This is a genomic window from Candidatus Methanoperedens sp. BLZ2 (genome assembly GCF_002487355.1).
GTDB lineage: Archaea > Halobacteriota > Methanosarcinia > Methanosarcinales > Methanoperedenaceae > Methanoperedens.
On sequence record NZ_NTMG01000029.1, the window covers coordinates 17,141 to 36,091 of the forward strand.

An 18,951-nucleotide genomic window follows, 5' to 3' on the forward strand; every position below is an offset into this window, starting at 1 on the left:
GATAGATAGTTATGGTAGGAATTGTAATGTGTCAGTGTCGGGGAAGAGGGTTTTTCAATCAGGCAGACTTTGGTAAGCTCAGTACATATATAAGGGAGAATCATGATGTCAAATACATAAGTGAGCATCCTTATCTATGCAGCCCAACACTTGGCTTACCTTTTTTGAATTCTTTACTAAAAAATGACAAGATTGTAACACTCGCTTGTTACCAGAGATCGCAAAAATGGCTTTTTAAGTCATGTGAGGGAGAGCTGGTCCATGTTAACATGAGGGATCTGGGTCTGAGTGAAGTTATTACTGAGATGAAAAATATATTGCCTTCAAAAAATGGGGAAAATACCGAAGAAATTCATGAATGGTTTCCAGTAATTGATTATGACAGATGTACTGGATGCGGCAGCTGCTTTGACTTCTGCATTTTTGGTGTTTTTGATATCCAGGAGGATCAGGGTGGAGTAAAAGTTGCAAACCCATATAATTGCAAAGATAACTGTCCTGCATGTGCAAGAGATTGCCCGGAAGAAGCTATAATCTTTGCAAAATCTACGGAAAAATGGGTTTCTGGTGGAGAAGGAGAGGGTTCTTCAGAAGCAGCAGTATTTACAGTAAAGGATTTTGAATATCCTGGCAGAGCCAGGAAAGTATCAAACATACCTGATCTGGATGACAGGCAAAAAATACGTGAACTTATTTACACCAATAAAGAGAGCATTGATTGCATAGATGCAACCGGAGCAAAAATACTAAACCACCTGGGCCTGCCTTCAAAGTATCTTGATTTCACTATAGCGGAGTTAAAGACCCAGATTTTGAGTGAAGACTTCAGTAAAATTCCTTATAATAAAAGAGTTTTAATAGTACCTCATTGCCTTCGCGACTCTGAAAAATGCCGGAATCACTATGAACCACTGGAAACCGGTTTACAGCTTATCTGCGAGGATTGCGGAAGTGAGAATTGTAAGATTAATCCTATTATTAAGGTTGCCAGGGAGTTGGGTTATACCATCTATATCTCAGAGGGAGCAACCGTAGTGTTAAGAATGCTCAAAGAACGAAAAGCCAATGCATTTTTCGCTGTTGCATGCCTGGATTCGTTGATGAAAGCCATTCCAATTGTAGATTCTTTGAAAATACCAAGCGGAGGTTTACCTCTGCTAAAAGGAGGATGTAAAAATACGGATATTGAGATAGATACCGTAATCAAGCGGATCAGACTGAATAAGGTGATATCATGAATAGCTTATGCATAGCTACGGTTAAAGAACTATCACCGGAGCTTCAGGAGGAATTGGATGGCACAGGAAACTTATTTAGCAAACTCCAGCAAAAAGATGGTGGATTTGTAGGAAGGTTGGGCGAAACTACTTCGGACCTATATTATTCATTCTTTGCAATTGAAACATTCAAAATGATTGAAAAAGAAAAAATGTTAGATCATAGTGGCCTTAAAGATTTTTTATTTTCATGTTATAATAAAAATGGTGGTTTTGGATATAGAAAGGACGCATATCCTGATATGATTCATACTTTCTGCGGAATCGGAACATCCATAGCAACTGGTAACTTCGATGAACTTGATAGAGAAAAAATCAGTGAATTTATCCTGTCTTTACAATCCGCAGAGGGAGGTTTCCTGAAAGATGGAAAATCAAGCCAACCCACTGCATACTCGACATTTTATGGGATTTTCTCTTTGAACCTGCTAGATAAGTCTGATTTACTGGATAAAGAATTTCTCAATAAAACCTCTGAATTTTTGATCAACCTGAAAACACCGGAAGGAGGTTTTAAAGCATCGTATAAATCTTTGCAACCAAATCTTGTTGAGACGGCATCGGCATTGTTTACATTATATTTACTGGATTATTTAAATCGTATTGATGAAAAACAAGTTAAAGATTTTGTATTAAATTGCCAGTCAAACGCAGGTTTCAAAAATCATTTAAGATCTAAAGTAACTGACCTGGCGTCATTTTTTTGTGCGGTTAATTCTCTCACACTGCTGGAATCTTTAAATACAATTTCTGCAAACAAAGTTACAGATAGTATTCTCAATTTCAAGACTCCCTGGGGTGGATTTGGCAATATGGGCTCTCCGGATATTGAATATACATATTATGCTATCTATACCATGATTCTTCTTTCAAGAGAGAGGTGATGAAAATTAGAGAAATATATGTTAGATTTTTTGGAATAATTTCCTCTGAGACAGGTCATAAGGAAATTAAAATTAGCACGGATGCAAAAAATATCGGTGAACTGATTGTTGAAGTTTGTAATAAGTATGATAACTTAAAAAAGAGGCTATTGTCTTCAGAAGATTCAGTCCTCAACAGGCATGTCAGATGTTATGTGAATGGAATGGATATTCGACTTATCAGAGAATACAAGACCAGGTTAATGGATGGAGACAAAATATTATTTTTGGTTTCATTCCAGGGAGGTTAAAAAATGGGAATATTAAAATGCAGGGATTGTGGAACTTTGTATCCTGAGGCTATGATAACATCCTGTAGTGAGTGTTATGGCCCTGTTGATACATGCATAGAAGACATTGATAGGAGCATCAAAAGCAAGATAGAGAGCCGTTATCCAAGCATGTGGCGGTATCTGGAGTTCCTGCCGGTCAATGATAAAAGAGCTATGGATCTAAACGATGGATGGACTCCTTTGCTCAGAAGTAATACACTTGGAGAGGTCACAGGCATAAAAAATCTTCATTTAAAATTCGAAGGTACTAATCCAACGCAATCTTATGAAGACCGTTCCGTAAGTATCTCCATAAATAAAGCGATTGAATTTAATAGTACTGCAATAGGATGCGCTTCGACACATTATATTGCGGATTCCGTAGCAGCGCATGCAGCAAGAACCGGACTAAAATCTTATATCTTTGTTCCGGATAATACACATCCTGAAATAATATCTCCTTTATTATCGTATGGAGCGCAAGTATTGAAAGTTTATAAACAAGAAGGAGATATAGACTGCCAATGCCATGGGAATGATCCGGCTACATGTACGCTGGTAACAAGGATCGCTGAAATACCAGAATTAAGTTTGCCGATTGTTGACCTGGATTTGCGCAGTTATTTCAATTCCGGTTATAAGACTTTGAGCTATGAGATAGCAGAGCAACTTGGATGGATATCACCAGATAACATTGTGATACCGGAAGGCTCCGGCTCTCTCACTTATAATATGTATTTAGGTTTTAAGGAACTGTACGAATCAGGACTGATAGAAGACTTACCTGAATTTTTTATAGTTCAATCCAGCGGTTGTGCTCCAATTGTGGATGCTTTGATCCATAAAAAAGAAATACCAACCCCATTAAGGAATCCTGTGACCCTGTGCGAAAATCTTCGGGTTGGTGATCCGGCCGATGGTCTTTATGCCCTCAGGGCAATTAAATACGGTGGGTATGGTATTGCAGTTGAGGATAAAGAAGGAATAGAATATGCGGAATTGATCGCAAAGAAAGAAGGAATATTACCGGATTATAGCGGAGGATTGGCGGTTGCCGGACTGGTCAGGCTTTGCGAGGCTGGCAAAATAAGCCCGGCTGACAGCACGGTTGTTGTACTGCCGGCTTCAGGTATTAAAAAAAGAGATAACTATCAGTTATCTCCTGCTTTACAGGTACCGAGGATTTCATCAAATATCGCAGATTTACAATCATATTTAGAAACTGAAAAGAAAAATATGGTACGAACGGCAATATTTAAGAAAGCGGGGGAAGCTGCCGAGCCACCCGCTCTTTTAAGAATATAAAACATAAAAATAAATAAGAAAAATAAAAAGGAGAGATAAAAATGGAAAAAATAGTAAAACTTGGAATAGTAGGTGGTTTCCTTGGTGCAGGTAAGACCAGCACTATAATAGAAATAGGTAAAAAACTGGTAACCGATTACGGCAAGCGTGTAGCAATAATCACGAATGACCAGGGAGAAGAACTGGTGGATACCAAAATAGTCAAGGATTACGGCTTTGAGGTTGGTGAAGTTCTTGGTGGATGTTTCTGCTGTAAGTTCCCTGATTTTATGGCATCATCTGAGGATATTCTCAAAAAAACCAATCCTGACATAATTCTTGCAGAACCAGTCGGGAGCTGCACGGATATCCCGGCAACGCTGCATATGCCGATAAGAAAATTTTATAAAAATACTTTTAAAATAGCGCCGCATATCGTACTTGTGGATGCCCGGCGCATACTAAATATGTCTTCTGAGATGGATCTGGTATCGCCCGACACATCCACAGGATATCTATTCTCGCATCAGATACAGGAAGCTGAGGTTCTGGCAGTCAACAAAATAGATCTTGTGTCCCCTGATCAAATAGATCAGATAAAAGAAGTATTAAAGAAACTCAACAGCAGAGCGGAAATAATGTTAATCTCAGCTGCGAACGGAACAGGGATGGATGCGCTGGCCGGGAAAATATTGAATGACGAGTATAAAAGTTATTATTATCCGCATGTTGACTACAAAGTTTACGGCAGCGCTGAGGCAGAAATGGGATGGTTAAACGGGGTATGGAAAGTAGATAGCAAGCAGGATTTCAAAGTCAAGGAATTCATCAGGGATATTCTGATAACTGCAGCGACAGATATAAAACAAAAAAATGGGGATATAGGTCATGTTAAGATATATTTCTCAAACAAGAAAAATTTTACAAAAGCCAGCTTTGTTTCATTTGGTCAGGATGTGTGCTTCACGGGTTTAATTCCAGATAAAACAGGATCAGGAGAAATGGCAATAAATGCTCGCGTTGCAATAGGTCACAAAGAGCTGAAACAATCTATTTTAGATTCGCTGGAAATAGTTTCCTCAAAATATGATACGGAACTTAATACACTGAAAATAGAAAGTTTCAGTCCACCGCAACCCGAACCACATCATCGGATTCTGGGATGACCATGTTCAGGAAAATCGCGGCAGAATTTATCGGAACATTTGCTCTTGTGTTTGCCGGAACAGGAGCTATAATTGACGATTCATTAACCGGGAAAATCGGGCAAATTGGCATAGCCATGTCTTTTGGATTAGTAGTAGCTGTTATGATATATTCCCTGGGACATATATCGAAAGCCCATTTTAATCCTGCTGTGACTATTGGGTTTGCTTCAGTCGGGAAATTTGAAAAAAAACATGTTCTTCCTTATATTGCTGCTCAAATTGGAGGTGCAATTCTTGCAAGCGCTTTACTTTTTATGATATTCGGTAATATCGGGAACCTTGGCGCTACCCTGCCCAGAGGTTCATGGATGCAGTCGTTTATTTTAGAAGTTGTAATGACCTTTTTCCTGATGCTGGTGATAATATCAGTCGCTACGGATTCTAGGGTTAAACCTGAAATATCAGGTATTGCAATAGGTGGAGTCGTAGCCCTTGATGCACTTTTCGGGGGTGCAATCTCCGGTGCGTCAATGAATCCGGCCAGATCTTTAGGACCAGCGATAATTGGTGGAATATTCGATAATCAATGGATATATTTGATAGCCCCGGTCATAGGTTCTCTAATCGCTGTCGTGATTTATGAGTATATTCGAACTGAAAAAAAAATTGCAGGTGGTTAAAATGCCAAAAGAGAAAATAACAAATAATAAACGAACAGTATTTAGAAAATCAGTAAACTGCTGGGCAATGTTGATCCTTCTACTGGGATTTTCTGCATCTATGGCTGCCGGGATGCCAGAAACCCCTGCTTCGCAGGCGTCATCGGGCATGCAATTGCTGCACGACAAGATGGCAGAGAAGGCAGAGAAATGGCACAGCGGCAACTATTGTTTATCTGGAGACGTGGATACAGCAATAGAGAAAGCTGTATCCTTTTTAAAAGAAGGTCAATTACCATCAGGCGAGTTTCCAACATACGTTTCATTGAGCCCTGATATGGCTGACAAAATATATTTACCACAGGTTTTTAGCTCGGCAATTGTTCTTCATTCGCTCAGCTTTGTAGAATCCGATCCAGAAGTCAATGAAATGAGAAATAAAACGGTAGTATATATACTGGCTAATAAAGAAGAACCGGGTGTCTGGAGATTCTATGGAAAATATTCCAGTATGCCGCCTGATCTGGATGATGCATCAGTAGTTTTTGCCTCCTTAAAAGAAACCGGAATACCTGTTGAAGAAAGCGGCTTAGAGTATGCACTTAACTACAAAAATCAAGAAGGTTTATTTTATACATGGATGAACGAAGAGAAATGGATGAATGAATCAGACCCTTTTTATTTGTTATATAAAAACAATGATGTAGATCCTGTAGTTAATGCAAATATGCTGTATGCTCTCTCTCTTGCAGGTGAGCAGGCGCCAGAAGTAAGCGACTATCTGAATAGTTATATACAAAATAATTCCTTCACCGAAGCCACAATGTATTACCACATTCCATATATCCAGCTTTATACGTTCTCAAGGGCATATGCGGATGGGCAGGCAGAGGACTTAAAACCTTCAATGCCAGTAATAAAAAACTATCTTTTGAGTACTCAAAAACCGGATGGAAGCTGGGGGGATGAAATAAACACAAGTATGGCTGCTATTTCACTAATGAATTCAGGATATAAAGGTAAAGCATTAGATAGGGCTATAACACATATATTGGATACCCAGAGAAGTGATGGGAGCTGGCCGGAGATTGGCGTCCAGTCATTAACATTTTATTATGGTTCAGAAGAGTTTACTACAGCTTTCTCGTTAGAAGCATTAAGCAAATATAATGAACTGCATAATAGAAAATGGCAAAAAACGATGAGAACATTATTGAATAACTGAAATATCTTATATTTGTTTAACTTTTTTTTCCAATTAAATTCCGGATAACCTGATTCTCAGCCTTATGCAGGTGTTCAAGAAGAGTTGTCTTATGAATTCCAATCTTTCTGGCAAGCTGGTCCGCATTAATTTTCCTGGGATGATCAAAGTAACCGTTATCGTATGCGTGCAGCAATATTTCTTTTTGCTTCTTAGTAAGTTTGCTGAAGGCATTTAAGTCCAGCGGATCATATTTTTGTACCGATAATATTTCAAATCCCCACCCAAATTCTTTGGCGATTTTAAGTATATTATTCAATTCTTCAGATGAGCCTATAATCCCAAATTGACATATAGTCCCATCAAAAATAATCGGATATTCCAGTTTAAGATCAAATTGTCCTAAAAACCTGGAGATCTCATCAGAGAAATTTCCTTTTGTCAGGCATGTATATTTTTTGTCTTCATTCCCTATTATGATCAAATCGGTGATATAATCGCTCTTTATACTTTCTATACTCATTCCATCTTTGAGCGTAATATTACAGACCTCTGTGTGAGTGGTAGGCGTAAAGTTGAAGATCGAAAGAACTTCAAGGCGATCGATCATGCTGGTTAAAGGAACACAGCATTGGAATATACTCCCGGACACACTCACGGTCATTTTTCTCATAATCTTAGTTTGTCAACCGGTCTTATATATACTCCTACATGTATGGGTAAAAACCTATCTTTCTTTGCTGCTTGATAGCAGTATCATGACAATGCAAGATTTGATCAATAACAAGAAGTTCCTTTTCTTTGGTGGAAAAGGCGGCGTAGGAAAGACAACAATGGCATCATCGACCGCGGTCTGGCTGGCGGATCAGGGTTACGATACGTTGGTCGTGGCTACAGACCCTACAGTGAGTCTATCGGCGATCTTTGAACAACAGATCGGGGAAACTGAAGTAACAAGGATAAAAGAGGTCAAGAATCTCTGTGGACTCAATATAAATCCCAAGAAAGCATCCGGTGTTTTCCAGGCAAGGTTGAATCACATGGTAGACGAGCTCACAGGCATGTTTGGAAAGGAAGTAATGAGCACACCCTGCGCAGAAGAGATGGCAGCTTTTGATCAATTTGTAAGCTATCTGAATTCAGACGAACATGATATTATAGTATTTGATACCGCTCCAACAGGTCATACACTAAGGGAGCTGTCAATGCCTTTTGATTGGGCGAATTATATTTCCAGGCAGCTTCAAAATAGATTGGTGCTGGGCAAATTATTGAATATCAAAGTGGGGGGAGATACACTGGATAATTTAAACATAGAACAAAAAAGATATGAAAATGCAATAAAAATACTGGCAGATACAAAAACAACTTTATTTACATTAGTATTGCTGGCTGAAAACCTCCCCATTGAAGAAACTGCAAGAGCGATCGAGAATTTGAGCCAGTTAAAAATAAATGTTCCGGCTTTAATAATAAACGAAATAATCCCCACCGAGGTGCTAAAAGGAAATTGGTTTTTAGAAAAACGAAGATCAACGCAGGACAGATACCTGGATATCATAGGTAAAAGATTTAAAGATTTATACAAAAAAGAAGTGCCTCTCTTTGAAACCGATATTACGGGAATAGAAAATATGAGAAAAATTGGAAAAATTCTGTATGGGTGATATTGTGGAACATACAATTATACTATTTCAGATACCGGGCTGCTGTGCACTGACCAGAGGGCTTGCTAACAGGAATTACTCCAGGATATTAAAAAAGATATGCAAAGATGCCGGTATTGCGTTCAATGATGTTGATCCGATGACAGTACAGGATATTCTGATGAAATTAGTGCAGGAACAGCGACCGGATGTATGGCAAAAAGTGGAACAAAACGGTTTGTCTGTAATAATGGATTCATTTCCTGTTGTTGTCATGGACGGGAAAATTATCTCATTGGGTAAATTTAATGAGGACGACATAAGAAAACAAATATTCAGTGTGGCTAAATGATGAGTGAAGATATGGGGAAAATCAATTCAGGGAAACAATCCAATCGAGTACGAAAACAGTGGAGTTTTATGGTTAAATATATAATGATGATTCTTGCTATTTCTGTGATAATTATGTCAGTAGCAAATGCCTCAGAAGGTTCCGTAGAAAAAGTGAAATTTTCTACTGAAGACAACTCGACATCTATTTTTTCAAAAGTCTATGTAGACGGCTTCGGTGTAAATTCCAATGGTTTCAAGCTAATTTTACGGACGTATGAGAGGCGTATGGAAACCAGCTATCAGCCTTTTCTTGCTGATATAGAATATATTTTGATTGAAGACGGAAAACAGGTTTATTCTAAGAAGGTTGAACAGATTTCATTATCTTCCGGGGTAGAAGGAGTTATTGTACTCGAACATCATGGAAATGTGGCACTGGAAGATGGCAAAAATTATGATGGGCTGGCAAAAGTGTACCTGTACCGCGAAGGAGTTCCTGAATATTACCTGACAGCACGCTCGAACTTTATAGCCTCGAATGATGCTGAAATAACCGAAGTTTATGGGGACAGCATAGGTGCAAGTGCTACTATTAAAAGCAAGTCCATGGTTCCTCTGGATGCTAAAATCGTTTTTTCTCTAAAAAAAGGCAGCACGATTGTGGAAACCAGGGAAATCGATGCTCCCCCTATTATGTCAAACGATAAGGAAAAAACCGTAAACATCCTGTGGACTAATAATCTGGATGAGGGCACTTATATGGTTTCAGTAATATTAAGTGCAAGAGATCTTACTGTTAACTACGATAAGATCTTTAATGTTGACAATAAGGCGGTTCCCAGAGCCCTTGAGACGATAAATCAATCAGGTTCATCAGGCAGCAGTGATTACAGTGTTCCGGGCTTTACAATAATTTTGCCAATTCTTGCAATAGCCGCTCTTGTTTTAATAAATAATAGGAGGAACTAAGAGTGTCTGTTGATCTGCGCTCTGCTTTTTTCTATTCAAGAAAAGACATTTTCAAAAACATAAAGATCTTCATAATTATTACCTTATCGATTATTTTAGCGACTGCGAATATCATTGTTATCAATGGACTTATTGATGGAATGATCGAAGATTTAGTCGATAACACTGTTGAATCTTCAGTAGGTCATTTAAATATTTACCCTGATAATAATGAAAGATTTATAGAAGGTATAGGGATAAAGGAACAGAGACTGGCTACATTAAAGGAAGTGGAAGCATATTCTCCAAGGATTTCGGCAACCGGTGTTCTATCTAATAAGGAGCTGTCAGTATCCAGTACAATACTGGCTCTGGATCCCGATAAGGAACGAAAGACAACAAAACTTCTTGAAAAACTTGTCAGGGGTGCTGCTGTAAATCCTAATGATAAGAATGCCATCCTCGTCTCCTCCCGCCTTGCTGAGGATTTAAAATTGGATGTCGGAGATGAAGCCACGCTGGCATTTGAAAATGGAATAATTAAGGTATATAATGTTAAAGGAATTATTCGCACCGGTAACCTGGATTTCGATAGCTCCACCGTTATTATGCCCATGGATGAAGCCTACAGGCAGCTTGCTATTGATAATATGGCTTCTATTATCCTGGTTAAGCTTTCAGATAAGAGCATGTCAGAAATATACAAGCCGATGATTATGCAGAATCTGGATGTGAATAATATAAGAACATGGGAAGAAGAGACAGAATTCGTGTCAAATTTCGCTAATTCATGGCGGAGTATTTCAAGTATAATATCAGGAGTGGGTTTAATCGCCGCAGCGATTTCGGTTGGAATTGTAATATATATAAATATAATTCATAAAAAAAGACAAATCGGTATAATGAAAGCCATAGGAACGAGTAATGCCTTCATCTTCACAGTATTTTTAATGGAAGCTGCAATTTTTGGAGTAATAGGTGTTTTTATCGGGGATTCTGTCGGATATCTTGCGATCAAGTACTTTGAAGCAAACCCTTTCTTAGATGCGATATCGCAGACCTGGATAAGTGCAAGGTTCGAACCTCAACTGTTCTATATTGCAACAATTTTTTCTTTTGGAGTAACGATACTGGCAGGAGTATATCCAGCTATTAAAGCAAGCAGGGTGGAAATTATTAAAGCCATATGGGGTACATAAGATGTCCTCAGTATTCTTCTATGCACGAAAAGATGCAAAGAAAAATTGGAAAATGTTCGTTTTTGTAATAATGGCAATTGCCATTTCTACTGCAAATATTATTATCATAAATGGTTTTATGGATGGCTTGACTGATGGTTTCTTAGAAAAAACCATGGACACTTCTTCCGGACATATTAATATCTATCCAAATGAGCAGGATAAATATATAGAAGGGCTGGGCATAAAGGAAAAAAAACTTGATGGCCTGGATGGAGTGGTTGCTTATTCTCCAAGAATCACGGCAGGTGGAACTTTACATTATAAGGAAAAATTCAAAACTATAAAAATTTTAGCCTTAGATCCCTCGAAAGAAAACGAAGTTACGATCCTGTTAAGTAAGATTGATTCGGGTAAAACACTTGCAGCTAATGACCGGGACGGAATTTTGATATCATACCGGCTGGCAGATGATTTAAAGGTAAAAATCGGTGATGAAGCGACCATAGTATTCGAAAACGGAAAAATCAGAGTCTTCAAAATCAGAGGGATACTACATACAGGCCTGGCAATGGATACAAACACGATAATAATAAATTTTGAAGATGCATCAGAACAGCTCAACCTGTTTAATAAAGCATCTATTATTCTTGTCAAATTGCAGGATGGAACTCTTTCAGGGCAATATAAAAACAAAATATCCGGGGAACTTGGCATCCAAAAAATCAAAGAATGGGAACAAGAGATCGAATCCGTACTGAGTTCATTTAAAACATTCAGGGATATCAGTAATTTTATGAATGCAATTGGATTATTTACAGGAGCAGTATCCGTAGGTATAGTACTTTATATAAATATATTACATAGAAGAAGGCAGATAGGTATATTGAAAGCAATTGGAATGAAGGACTCGCAGGTATTGTTTGTATATATTCTCCAGGCAGTGTTTCTCGGAATAATAGGTATCCTGATCGGAGATGCACTGGGATATGCAGGTACTAAATATCTGGAAGCACATCCTTTTCCTGACCCGACACTTGGTTCTTTAGGTCCAAGATTTCATTTATCTCTCATCTATGATGCCTCGCTTGTAACAATGCTTATTATAATCCTTGCAGCAGCAATTCCTGCACTTATGGCAAGCAGAACGAACATCATAAAAGCAATATGGGGCGAATAAAATGGAAATAATTAAAACTAGTAATCTTAAAAAGAGCTATATGCTTGGCAATGTCGAGGTTAAAGCGCTTAATGGCGTGGATACTTCTATAGAACAGGGTGAATTTGTTGCCATTATGGGCCCGTCAGGCTGCGGCAAGTCAACTTTTCTCAATTTGACTGGCATGCTTGACACCCCGACTTCCGGTGAAATATACCTGGAGGGTAAGGATGTGACAAATATGAATAGCAATATGAGGGCAGAGTACAGACTGAAATATATGGGTTTCGTTTTTCAGTTCTTCAATCTCTTTAATGAGCTTACGGTCATGGAAAATGTAATGTTCCCTATGATGCTGAATAAGCGGTCAAATTATAAGGAACGGGCAAAGGAGCTGCTCAACCTTGTGGGTCTTGGTGATAGATTGAACCACCTCCCATCTGAATTATCAGGCGGGCAGCAGCAGCGCGTCACAATTGCAAGAAGTCTTGCCAATGACCCGAAAATTCTCCTTGCTGATGAACCCACAGGTAACCTGGATACAGCGTCTTCTATAGAGATCATCGAACTTTTCAGGAAATTGAACCAGGAGCAAGGCCAGACGATCGTAATGGTAACGCACAGTCCTGAGATCGGCGGGATGACAGACAGGATTATACACTTCAGGGATGGGACAATTGAGCATTAACTTAACTTATATTATCCCCAATTCCCTCAACTTCCTTTCAGTCGGCGCCCCGGACTCATCCCAGCCCCTTTGCAGGCAATATTCATCAAGACTTTTGTCAAACTCATTCCTATCGATCCCACCATTCTCGAAAAACCTTTCAGGCAAAGTATCATCCTTTCTTGAAAAACCAGCTTTATTATTGAACAGTCTTTCAAGATTCCATACCCTTTCGCCGCATTTCAGGTACTCCTCAATTGAATAATCCACACCAGTAGCTGCACTTAATAGTTCTGCGAATATCTCTTTCGGAACTGAAAATGATGCGAATTTACACAGCACAAGCGAATCAATAGAGGCAGTTTCATCCTGCTCTATTTTCACAAGCTGTGCTTTTCCGGAAAATGTTAAGCGATCAACCTTTTTTGGTTTGCCAAGAACCTCCGGTCCTGCCATATAAGCCCTCATGTGACATCCGCCGCGATTTGAAGTTGCATACGCAAGAGCCATGCCCATAAGACCCCGCGGGTCATAACCCGGAAGCTCAAGGCCCTTGCATTGCATGGAAACATCTTTTCCCCTGGAATTTGAGAGAGCTTTTGAACCGTTCCCAAGCTCCTTTCCCACCCCGGCATTATCACCTATTTTTTTCACTAATTCAGTGAATTCTTTTACATCCTCACCCATTATCTCAGCATAAGCAGCAATTGTCGAGCCTGCTGATATGGTATCGATCCCGTAATCGTTGCACATGCGATTTACCTTGATTATCGATCCTATATCCGAATTATTGTTATCAGGCCCGAATGACCATAAAGTTTCATATTCAGGCACCTCATAACCTTCGAATGCCCCGCTTTTTATTATGTGCTTGCAGGCAATGGTGCAATTATAACAGGCATGGCCTTTAATATCATAATTTTCTTTGATGAATTCACCTGATACCATGGAAGCATTGTTGAATTCGTTTTTCCTGAAATTCCCTGCTGGCAGGATTTTCTGGTAATTCATAAGGTTTAGGAGTGCTGATGTTCCATAAGTCGAAAGACCGCTGGATCCTTTTTTTATTAGATTTGAAGCCTCTTTGCACCCTTTTTCAAATCTTTCCTCATCTGCAATTACGGTTTTTCGTGTTCCTTTTACAACGATCGCCTTCAGTTTTTTTGAACCCATGACCGCACCAAGTCCGCCCCGCCCGCATGCGTGGAAATAATCATTCATAACATTTGCAATGGGAACAAGCCTCTCACCTGCGCGCCCTATGCATGCCACGTGTCCTTTTCCTGAAAGCTGGTCAGTGCATTGCCGGACATTTTTTCCCCAGAGATCATTTGCATTGTTTATCCGGATGTCATCGTCCTGTATGGAAATATAAACCGGCTCATCAGCCGCGCCTTTTATAATGAGGGCATCGACACTGGCGAATTTCAATTCCTTACCAAAAAACCCGCCGCTGCTTGAATCAAATATAGTGCCTGTAAGAGGTGATTTTGAAACCATGACATGCCTGCCCGACAGAGGCGCCCGGGTCCCTGTGAGCGGGCCTGTCGTGAAAATAAGGATATTTTCAGGCGATAGCGGATCAATATCCGCTGTCACCAGGTCATAATATAGCTTTACACCAAGACCTCTTCCGCCGATATAAGAACGTAATTCATTCAAATCGCTGTTATTTTCTATAATCTTCCCGTCGGTTAAATCGATTATTACGTTTTTTCCCGTCCAGCCATGCATGGGAACCAGAATGACGGTTTCTGATAATAAAGATATGTCAATGGATTAATAAAATAACTTGGGTTTATCAGATGACTATCAAGGTAATTTCTTAAAGATAATTTCTTTTTATCAAATACCCACCACACCCCAACCCGCTTATTCATCACGATACCACCGAGTTTTCTTCATGGTTGCTAAGCTTATATGATTTTACCCAACTTTTGCCCCAGCCGTCTTGAATAATTCATTTTATTTGAAATTATTTCAAATGTGACAATGTCAAAATAATTCTATCGCAATATTAGTAATTCTTAAATATCTACCAATGTATTTGAATTAATACTAATATATAGCACGACAGGGAATGCTAATATATAGCCGCGACAGGGAATGACTGAAAATGGATCAGAATAAACATAATTACTGGGAAGGAAAAACCATCTCGCCAATCGCTCTTGATGAAAAAATGACGATAACGCAGCTTGTTGATGACGTATTCGACGGCATGGGATATAATTCAAAGCGATTGGCAGAAGCGTGCCACCTTTTCAAGTCCATGCTGGATGAGAACTCAACTGTGTGCTTAACACTTGCGGGTGCAATGACCCCGGTTGGAATGGGCGGGGGTATTATTAAAATGATTGAGAAGGGGTTTGTGGACTGGATCGTCACAACAGGCGCAAACACATATCATGATCTTCATTTTGCATATAAACTTCCTGTGCACCAGGGAGATCAATGCGCTGACGATAATGATCTTGCCGAGCATGATGTTGTGCGCATCTATGATGTTTATATTGATATGCAAAGAACTCTTATTGCCCAGGATAAGATCATCCAGACGCTTACAAGTAAAGCTGTTGAAGATAATAAGTTCCCTGAAAAATTTTCAACCGCATATTATTATAAAACACTTGGCGAAGGCGTATTGGAGACTGCAAAGAACCCGGAGAGATCATTTATCGCGTCTGCTTCAAAAAATAAAGTTCCTGTTTTCGTTCCCGGTTTCGCTGATTCATCTATAGGCATGGGAACCAGCTACTTACCTATCCTTGCAAATGAAAAATCCGGTTCATTTGACCTGGATCCAAAGGATTTCGTAGATCCGAGCCCCACAATGGATGTCCTTGAAAGTGCTGCTATCGTGCATGACAGCATGATACATAATATTCCCCGCGGGGTCCTTGAAGTGGGAGGCGGCGTTCCAAAGAATTTCCTGCAGCAGACAGGCCCAATGATCTCCCAGATCATCGGGATGGAATGTCCTGGCGAGAATTATGTCATCCAGGTAACTGTTGACCGCCCGGACACAGGCGGGCTTTCAGGAGCCACCATAAATGAAGGCAAATCATGGGGTAAAATACCGAAGGCTGGAGAAGGAAATGTGATCCCCTATCTTGATGCGACTGTGGGTGTCCCCATAATCTTTGCGTATGCTCTTGAGAACTGCAAACCCAGAAAACACAAGAAGCTTGGTGAGAGGCTGCCTGAGATTACGAGAGAATTGATAAAAGCGGCAAGGCTGAATGTTTAACTTTTCATTTTCATTATCATCGGCCACAAACGACCTGATCTGTCATGCAATTCGATCGGCACTTCAAAAGTCTCACTGAGGACTGCATTTGTAAGGACATTTTCTCTTTTACCTTTTGCTATCATCCTGCCATTTCGCAAAGTCAGCGCATGGGTAATTGAGGGAATGATCTCCTCTATATGATGTGTGATGTAAATTAGAGTCGGTCCTCCTTCTGTCGTGCACATTTCCTGTACGGCATCCAGTAACTCTTCCCTTGCCTTAAGGTCAAGTCCTGCACAGGGCTCATCAAGGACAAGTAATTCCGGTTCAGGCATCAGTGCCCTTGCAAGAAGGGTTTTTTGCTTCTCGCCGTCCGAAAGTGTATTATATTTGCGGCCTGCCATATCAGACATTCCCAGTGAATCAAGTAAATAAGCCGCATGTTCCTGATCTTTTGAATCCGGTTTTTCATACAGGCCAATACTTGCAAATCTACCTGAAAGTACAATATCTCTTACCGTTTCCCAGTTATGGATCATATCCCGTATCTCGGAACTGCATTCTCCTATCTTTAAGCGGAGTTCACGCAGATCAGCAGAACCAAATTTTTTACCCAGAACCCGGGCTTTTCCTTCCGATGGCTGATGATAACCATTGATTATACTTATAAGGCTTGTTTTACCCGAACCGTTTTGTCCGATTATCACCCAGTGCTGTCCCGGCTCTATACGCAATGATATATTTTGCAGGATCGCTATTCCATTCCTGATGAACGATACGTTGTCCAGGCGGACAATTGGATATAAGGGCATAACGGTTTCATCATCATTTTACATGACTATAATTATATGCTTTAATATATTTGATCTAATTAGTTATCAACTTTGTTACCAAAGCATTTATATTATCATAATCATCATGTATATTTACATAAGATAAATATTCTAAAAACGTATGTGGAAGGATAAAAAAATGTTAGAGACACTTGAGGAAAGAGTAAAACTGTTAAGAACAGGTTTTACGCAAAAACAAATAGAGGAACTGTATATTGAAGGAAATAATTTCAGACTTGTTAATACGCCTGTATTTTTCGAGTTAATTGAAATTAATGATACACAAAATAAGAAGATGTGGAATTACGTAGAAGCAGTTGAATACGCCTGATCGATATGTCCTGAGATGGTAAATCTTTGTGATATTTCTAATTAAGAAAAAGAGTAAAACCATTTAAAGCAGTAATAATAATCTAGAGACTAATGGTCAAAGTCGATAAATTCATCCATGATAGCATTGAAAAAATTAGAAAAGATATTAAAGGCCGGGCAATAATCGCTCTTTCCGGGGGAGTTGACAGCTCTGTCTGTGCCGTACTGGCTCACAGGGCAATAGGAGATATGCTAACACCCATTTATATTGACACGGGCCTTATGCGAAAGGGTGAAACTGAAAGAATCAAAACAATATTTTCAGATATGAACCTTAAGGTCGTGGATGCAAAAGTAAATTTCCTAACAGCGCTAAAAGGGCAAACCGATCCTGAGAAAAAAAGAAAAGCAGTGGGTGAGGCGTTTATCAGGGAATTTGAAAAGGATGCCAGGAAACTCGGAGCACGATATCTTATCCAGGGAACAATTTATCCTGACAGGATAGAGTCCGAAGGCGGGATAAAGAGTCACCATAATGTTGGCGGCCTGCCATCTGTTATCGATTTTGAAGGTATTGTCGAACCAATAGCAGACCTATACAAAGATGAAGTGAGGGAGGTTGCAAGAGCGCTTGGCCTTCCGAAAGAGATCTCAGACAGGATGCCATTCCCCGGACCTGGCCTTTCGGTCAGGATAATAGGAGAAGTAACCGAGGAAAAGCTGGATGTGGTAAGGGAAGCAAATGCAATAGTTGAAGAAGAACTTGTGGAGCAATTCGCACCCTGGCAGACATTTGCGGCGCTTATTGAAAAAGGGACCGGCGTTAAAGGAGATGTGAGGGTCCATGGATGGATAATCGCAGTGCGCGCTGTAAGTTCAAGGGACGGGATGACGGCAGAGTCTATGGAATTGCCCTGGAGTGTCCTTCGAAAGATCGAGTCCAGAATTACAAGCGAGATACCCAATGTTTCAAGGGTTCTTTATGACCTGACACCGAAGCCTCCTGCGACGATTGAATTTGAGTAAAATTCAATAATGACCAAACACTTCTTGCCTGGGCCGAATATCCCTGGAATCATCAGTCAAAGTTTATGTATATCTAGATGTATCTAAATGTGTATGACAACAAATGCTGTACAAATAAGAATGCCAGCCGTACTACTTAAAAGTATAGACGAACTGGTAAAGCAGGGATTTTATAAAAACAAAAGCGAGGCAATTATCGATGCTGTACGTCATTTTGTGGGTTTTGGAAAGCCAAAAAGTGATATAGCGATATTCATCAGGGATGAAATGCATGGAAGACAAATAAAGCGTGATTATTCAAAAAAAGAATTCGATGCTATCTGGGAAAAAATAAGACGCGGAAAGGACTGGAAAGAGCGCTTTGGAACGGATGCCGATAGCGTCATGGAAGAACTCAGGAGAAGTCGATGATATTCATCGATACGGATATCTTTGTAATTGAAAGGTTATTTCCAAACGATGAAAGATATATAATCACAAATGAGTTTCTAAACAACGATTTAGCGGATAAATGCACTTCAATTTTCAATTTATTTGAACTTCTTGGTATAGCATCTTTTAATCTGAATATAGCTGAATTGAAAAAATTGCTTAAAGGATTTTCTGAAGTTTACGATATAAAGATCCTCTTTCCTGAAACTTCATACGAATCTCCAGATGCCTTTATAGAGCAGTTATTCCATAATGTATTTGAAAAAATATCCCTGAAAATGAGTTTTTCTGATGCCTTGATACTTAGCGTCGCAGAAGAGAATTATTGCTCTAAATTTGTGACGTGGAATGTTAAACACTTTAAAGGTCGCACTGATATTCCAGTAAAAACACCAGCAGAGATGTTAAAACCATAAAA

21 protein-coding genes are annotated in these 18,951 nt (G+C 39.5%); 18 read left to right on the top strand and 3 right to left on the bottom strand.

The features are described 5' to 3' along the window. The first annotated feature begins 11 nt into the window (after window positions 1-11). Genes CL181_RS04555 through CL181_RS04585 form a run of 7 tightly spaced genes read left to right on the top strand, consistent with a single transcriptional unit; the run spans window position 12 to window position 6,788 of the window. Window positions 12-1,238, top strand: coding sequence for a DUF116 domain-containing protein (locus CL181_RS04555; protein WP_097298059.1), 1,227 nt, complete (start codon window positions 12-14; stop codon window positions 1,236-1,238). After that, entirely contained in the window at window positions 1,235-2,161 is a 927-nt protein-coding gene (locus CL181_RS04560) for a prenyltransferase/squalene oxidase repeat-containing protein (protein ID WP_097298060.1), read from the top strand. Before CL181_RS04555 ends, CL181_RS04560 begins: the two co-directional genes overlap by 4 nt. Then, the gene (locus CL181_RS04565; protein ID WP_097298061.1) at window positions 2,161-2,451 is read left to right on the top strand and encodes a MoaD/ThiS family protein; all 291 of its coding nucleotides are present in this window, start codon (window positions 2,161-2,163) and stop codon (window positions 2,449-2,451) included. Before CL181_RS04560 ends, CL181_RS04565 begins: the two co-directional genes overlap by 1 nt. Before the next feature lie 3 nt (window positions 2,452-2,454). Continuing rightward, window positions 2,455-3,777 carry a threonine synthase gene (locus tag CL181_RS04570; protein WP_097298062.1) on the top strand — a complete coding sequence of 441 codons (1,323 nt, stop codon included), beginning with the start codon at window positions 2,455-2,457 and terminating at the stop codon, window positions 3,775-3,777. Between the two features lie 41 nt (window positions 3,778-3,818). Next, entirely contained in the window at window positions 3,819-4,922 is a 1,104-nt protein-coding gene (locus tag CL181_RS04575; protein ID WP_097298063.1) for a GTP-binding protein, read from the top strand. A 2-nt stretch (window positions 4,923-4,924) separates the two neighbouring features. Continuing rightward, window positions 4,925-5,584 carry an MIP/aquaporin family protein gene (locus CL181_RS04580; RefSeq protein WP_217993085.1) on the top strand — a complete coding sequence of 220 codons (660 nt, stop codon included), beginning with the start codon at window positions 4,925-4,927 and terminating at the stop codon, window positions 5,582-5,584. 1 nt (window position 5,585) lies between these two features. Continuing rightward, window positions 5,586-6,788 carry a prenyltransferase/squalene oxidase repeat-containing protein gene (locus CL181_RS04585; RefSeq protein ID WP_097298065.1) on the top strand — a complete coding sequence of 401 codons (1,203 nt, stop codon included), beginning with the start codon at window positions 5,586-5,588 and terminating at the stop codon, window positions 6,786-6,788. A gap of 16 nt (window positions 6,789-6,804) precedes the next feature. Here the strand turns inward: CL181_RS04585 and CL181_RS04590 are convergent, their stop codons facing one another. Continuing rightward, window positions 6,805-7,440 carry a helix-turn-helix domain-containing protein gene (locus CL181_RS04590; RefSeq protein WP_097298066.1) on the bottom strand — a complete coding sequence of 212 codons (636 nt, stop codon included), beginning with the start codon at window positions 7,438-7,440 and terminating at the stop codon, window positions 6,805-6,807. An 85-nt stretch (window positions 7,441-7,525) separates the two neighbouring features. On the opposite strand from CL181_RS04590, the gene CL181_RS04595 reads away from it, so the two are divergent. Genes CL181_RS04595 through CL181_RS04620 form a run of 6 tightly spaced genes read left to right on the top strand, consistent with a single transcriptional unit; the run spans window position 7,526 to window position 12,719 of the window. Continuing rightward, window positions 7,526-8,434 (top strand): TRC40/GET3/ArsA family transport-energizing ATPase, encoded by a 909-nt coding sequence (locus CL181_RS04595; RefSeq protein WP_176505060.1) that lies wholly within the window; start codon window positions 7,526-7,528, stop codon window positions 8,432-8,434. 4 nt (window positions 8,435-8,438) lie between these two features. After that, window positions 8,439-8,765 carry a hypothetical protein gene (locus CL181_RS04600; protein WP_141398791.1) on the top strand — a complete coding sequence of 109 codons (327 nt, stop codon included), beginning with the start codon at window positions 8,439-8,441 and terminating at the stop codon, window positions 8,763-8,765. After that, the gene (locus tag CL181_RS04605; RefSeq protein ID WP_097298069.1) at window positions 8,762-9,715 is read left to right on the top strand and encodes a hypothetical protein; all 954 of its coding nucleotides are present in this window, start codon (window positions 8,762-8,764) and stop codon (window positions 9,713-9,715) included. Before CL181_RS04600 ends, CL181_RS04605 begins: the two co-directional genes overlap by 4 nt. Window positions 9,716-9,717: 2 nt before the next feature. Continuing rightward, entirely contained in the window at window positions 9,718-10,893 is a 1,176-nt protein-coding gene (locus tag CL181_RS04610; protein WP_097298070.1) for an FtsX-like permease family protein, read from the top strand. 1 nt (window position 10,894) lies between these two features. Next, window positions 10,895-12,052 (top strand): FtsX-like permease family protein, encoded by a 1,158-nt coding sequence (locus tag CL181_RS04615; RefSeq protein WP_097298071.1) that lies wholly within the window; start codon window positions 10,895-10,897, stop codon window positions 12,050-12,052. 1 nt (window position 12,053) lies between these two features. Continuing rightward, the gene (locus CL181_RS04620) at window positions 12,054-12,719 is read left to right on the top strand and encodes an ABC transporter ATP-binding protein (RefSeq protein ID WP_097298072.1); all 666 of its coding nucleotides are present in this window, start codon (window positions 12,054-12,056) and stop codon (window positions 12,717-12,719) included. A gap of 6 nt (window positions 12,720-12,725) precedes the next feature. On the opposite strand, the gene CL181_RS04625 is transcribed toward CL181_RS04620, so the two are convergent. Further along, window positions 12,726-14,432 (bottom strand): aldehyde ferredoxin oxidoreductase family protein, encoded by a 1,707-nt coding sequence (locus CL181_RS04625; RefSeq protein ID WP_097298073.1) that lies wholly within the window; start codon window positions 14,430-14,432, stop codon window positions 12,726-12,728. A 382-nt stretch (window positions 14,433-14,814) separates the two neighbouring features. On the opposite strand from CL181_RS04625, the gene CL181_RS04630 reads away from it, so the two are divergent. Next, window positions 14,815-15,948 (top strand): deoxyhypusine synthase family protein, encoded by a 1,134-nt coding sequence (locus CL181_RS04630; protein ID WP_097298074.1) that lies wholly within the window; start codon window positions 14,815-14,817, stop codon window positions 15,946-15,948. On the opposite strand, the gene CL181_RS04635 is transcribed toward CL181_RS04630, so the two are convergent. Further along, window positions 15,945-16,742 carry an ABC transporter ATP-binding protein gene (locus CL181_RS04635; protein ID WP_097298075.1) on the bottom strand — a complete coding sequence of 266 codons (798 nt, stop codon included), beginning with the start codon at window positions 16,740-16,742 and terminating at the stop codon, window positions 15,945-15,947. The genes CL181_RS04630 and CL181_RS04635 overlap by 4 nt on opposite strands. 160 nt (window positions 16,743-16,902) lie before the next feature. On the opposite strand from CL181_RS04635, the gene CL181_RS04640 reads away from it, so the two are divergent. The 4 genes from CL181_RS04640 (at window position 16,903) to CL181_RS04655 (ending at window position 18,949) form a co-directional block, all read left to right on the top strand. Then, complete coding sequence (locus CL181_RS04640) at window positions 16,903-17,094, top strand: hypothetical protein (RefSeq protein ID WP_141398793.1); 192 nt, start codon at window positions 16,903-16,905, stop codon at window positions 17,092-17,094. Window positions 17,095-17,186: 92 nt separating this feature from the next. Continuing rightward, window positions 17,187-18,101, top strand: coding sequence for a glutamine-hydrolyzing GMP synthase (guaA, locus tag CL181_RS04645; RefSeq protein WP_097298077.1), 915 nt, complete (start codon window positions 17,187-17,189; stop codon window positions 18,099-18,101). Between the two features lie 93 nt (window positions 18,102-18,194). Continuing rightward, window positions 18,195-18,512, top strand: coding sequence for a ribbon-helix-helix domain-containing protein (locus CL181_RS04650; protein WP_097298078.1), 318 nt, complete (start codon window positions 18,195-18,197; stop codon window positions 18,510-18,512). Then, complete coding sequence (locus CL181_RS04655) at window positions 18,509-18,949, top strand: hypothetical protein (RefSeq protein WP_097298079.1); 441 nt, start codon at window positions 18,509-18,511, stop codon at window positions 18,947-18,949. Before CL181_RS04650 ends, CL181_RS04655 begins: the two co-directional genes overlap by 4 nt. Window positions 18,950-18,951: the final 2 nt, after the last annotated feature.

Coding starts and splice junctions, on each gene's coding strand:
- CL181_RS04555 (WP_097298059.1), top strand. CDS start 12: ATGGTAGGAATTGTAATGTGTCAGTGTCGGGGAAGAGGGTTTTTCAAT.
- CL181_RS04560 (WP_097298060.1), top strand. CDS start 1,235: ATGAATAGCTTATGCATAGCTACGGTTAAAGAACTATCACCGGAGCTT.
- CL181_RS04565 (WP_097298061.1), top strand. CDS start 2,161: ATGAAAATTAGAGAAATATATGTTAGATTTTTTGGAATAATTTCCTCT.
- CL181_RS04570 (WP_097298062.1), top strand. CDS start 2,455: ATGGGAATATTAAAATGCAGGGATTGTGGAACTTTGTATCCTGAGGCT.
- CL181_RS04575 (WP_097298063.1), top strand. CDS start 3,819: ATGGAAAAAATAGTAAAACTTGGAATAGTAGGTGGTTTCCTTGGTGCA.
- CL181_RS04580 (WP_217993085.1), top strand. CDS start 4,925: ATGTTCAGGAAAATCGCGGCAGAATTTATCGGAACATTTGCTCTTGTG.
- CL181_RS04585 (WP_097298065.1), top strand. CDS start 5,586: ATGCCAAAAGAGAAAATAACAAATAATAAACGAACAGTATTTAGAAAA.
- CL181_RS04590 (WP_097298066.1), bottom strand. CDS start 7,440: ATGAGAAAAATGACCGTGAGTGTGTCCGGGAGTATATTCCAATGCTGT.
- CL181_RS04595 (WP_176505060.1), top strand. CDS start 7,526: ATGACAATGCAAGATTTGATCAATAACAAGAAGTTCCTTTTCTTTGGT.
- CL181_RS04605 (WP_097298069.1), top strand. CDS start 8,762: ATGATGAGTGAAGATATGGGGAAAATCAATTCAGGGAAACAATCCAAT.
- CL181_RS04615 (WP_097298071.1), top strand. CDS start 10,895: ATGTCCTCAGTATTCTTCTATGCACGAAAAGATGCAAAGAAAAATTGG.
- CL181_RS04620 (WP_097298072.1), top strand. CDS start 12,054: ATGGAAATAATTAAAACTAGTAATCTTAAAAAGAGCTATATGCTTGGC.
- CL181_RS04625 (WP_097298073.1), bottom strand. CDS start 14,432: ATGCATGGCTGGACGGGAAAAAACGTAATAATCGATTTAACCGACGGG.
- CL181_RS04630 (WP_097298074.1), top strand. CDS start 14,815: ATGGATCAGAATAAACATAATTACTGGGAAGGAAAAACCATCTCGCCA.
- CL181_RS04635 (WP_097298075.1), bottom strand. CDS start 16,742: ATGCCCTTATATCCAATTGTCCGCCTGGACAACGTATCGTTCATCAGG.
- CL181_RS04640 (WP_141398793.1), top strand. CDS start 16,903: ATGTTAGAGACACTTGAGGAAAGAGTAAAACTGTTAAGAACAGGTTTT.
- guaA (WP_097298077.1), top strand. CDS start 17,187: ATGGTCAAAGTCGATAAATTCATCCATGATAGCATTGAAAAAATTAGA.
- CL181_RS04650 (WP_097298078.1), top strand. CDS start 18,195: ATGACAACAAATGCTGTACAAATAAGAATGCCAGCCGTACTACTTAAA.
- CL181_RS04655 (WP_097298079.1), top strand. CDS start 18,509: ATGATATTCATCGATACGGATATCTTTGTAATTGAAAGGTTATTTCCA.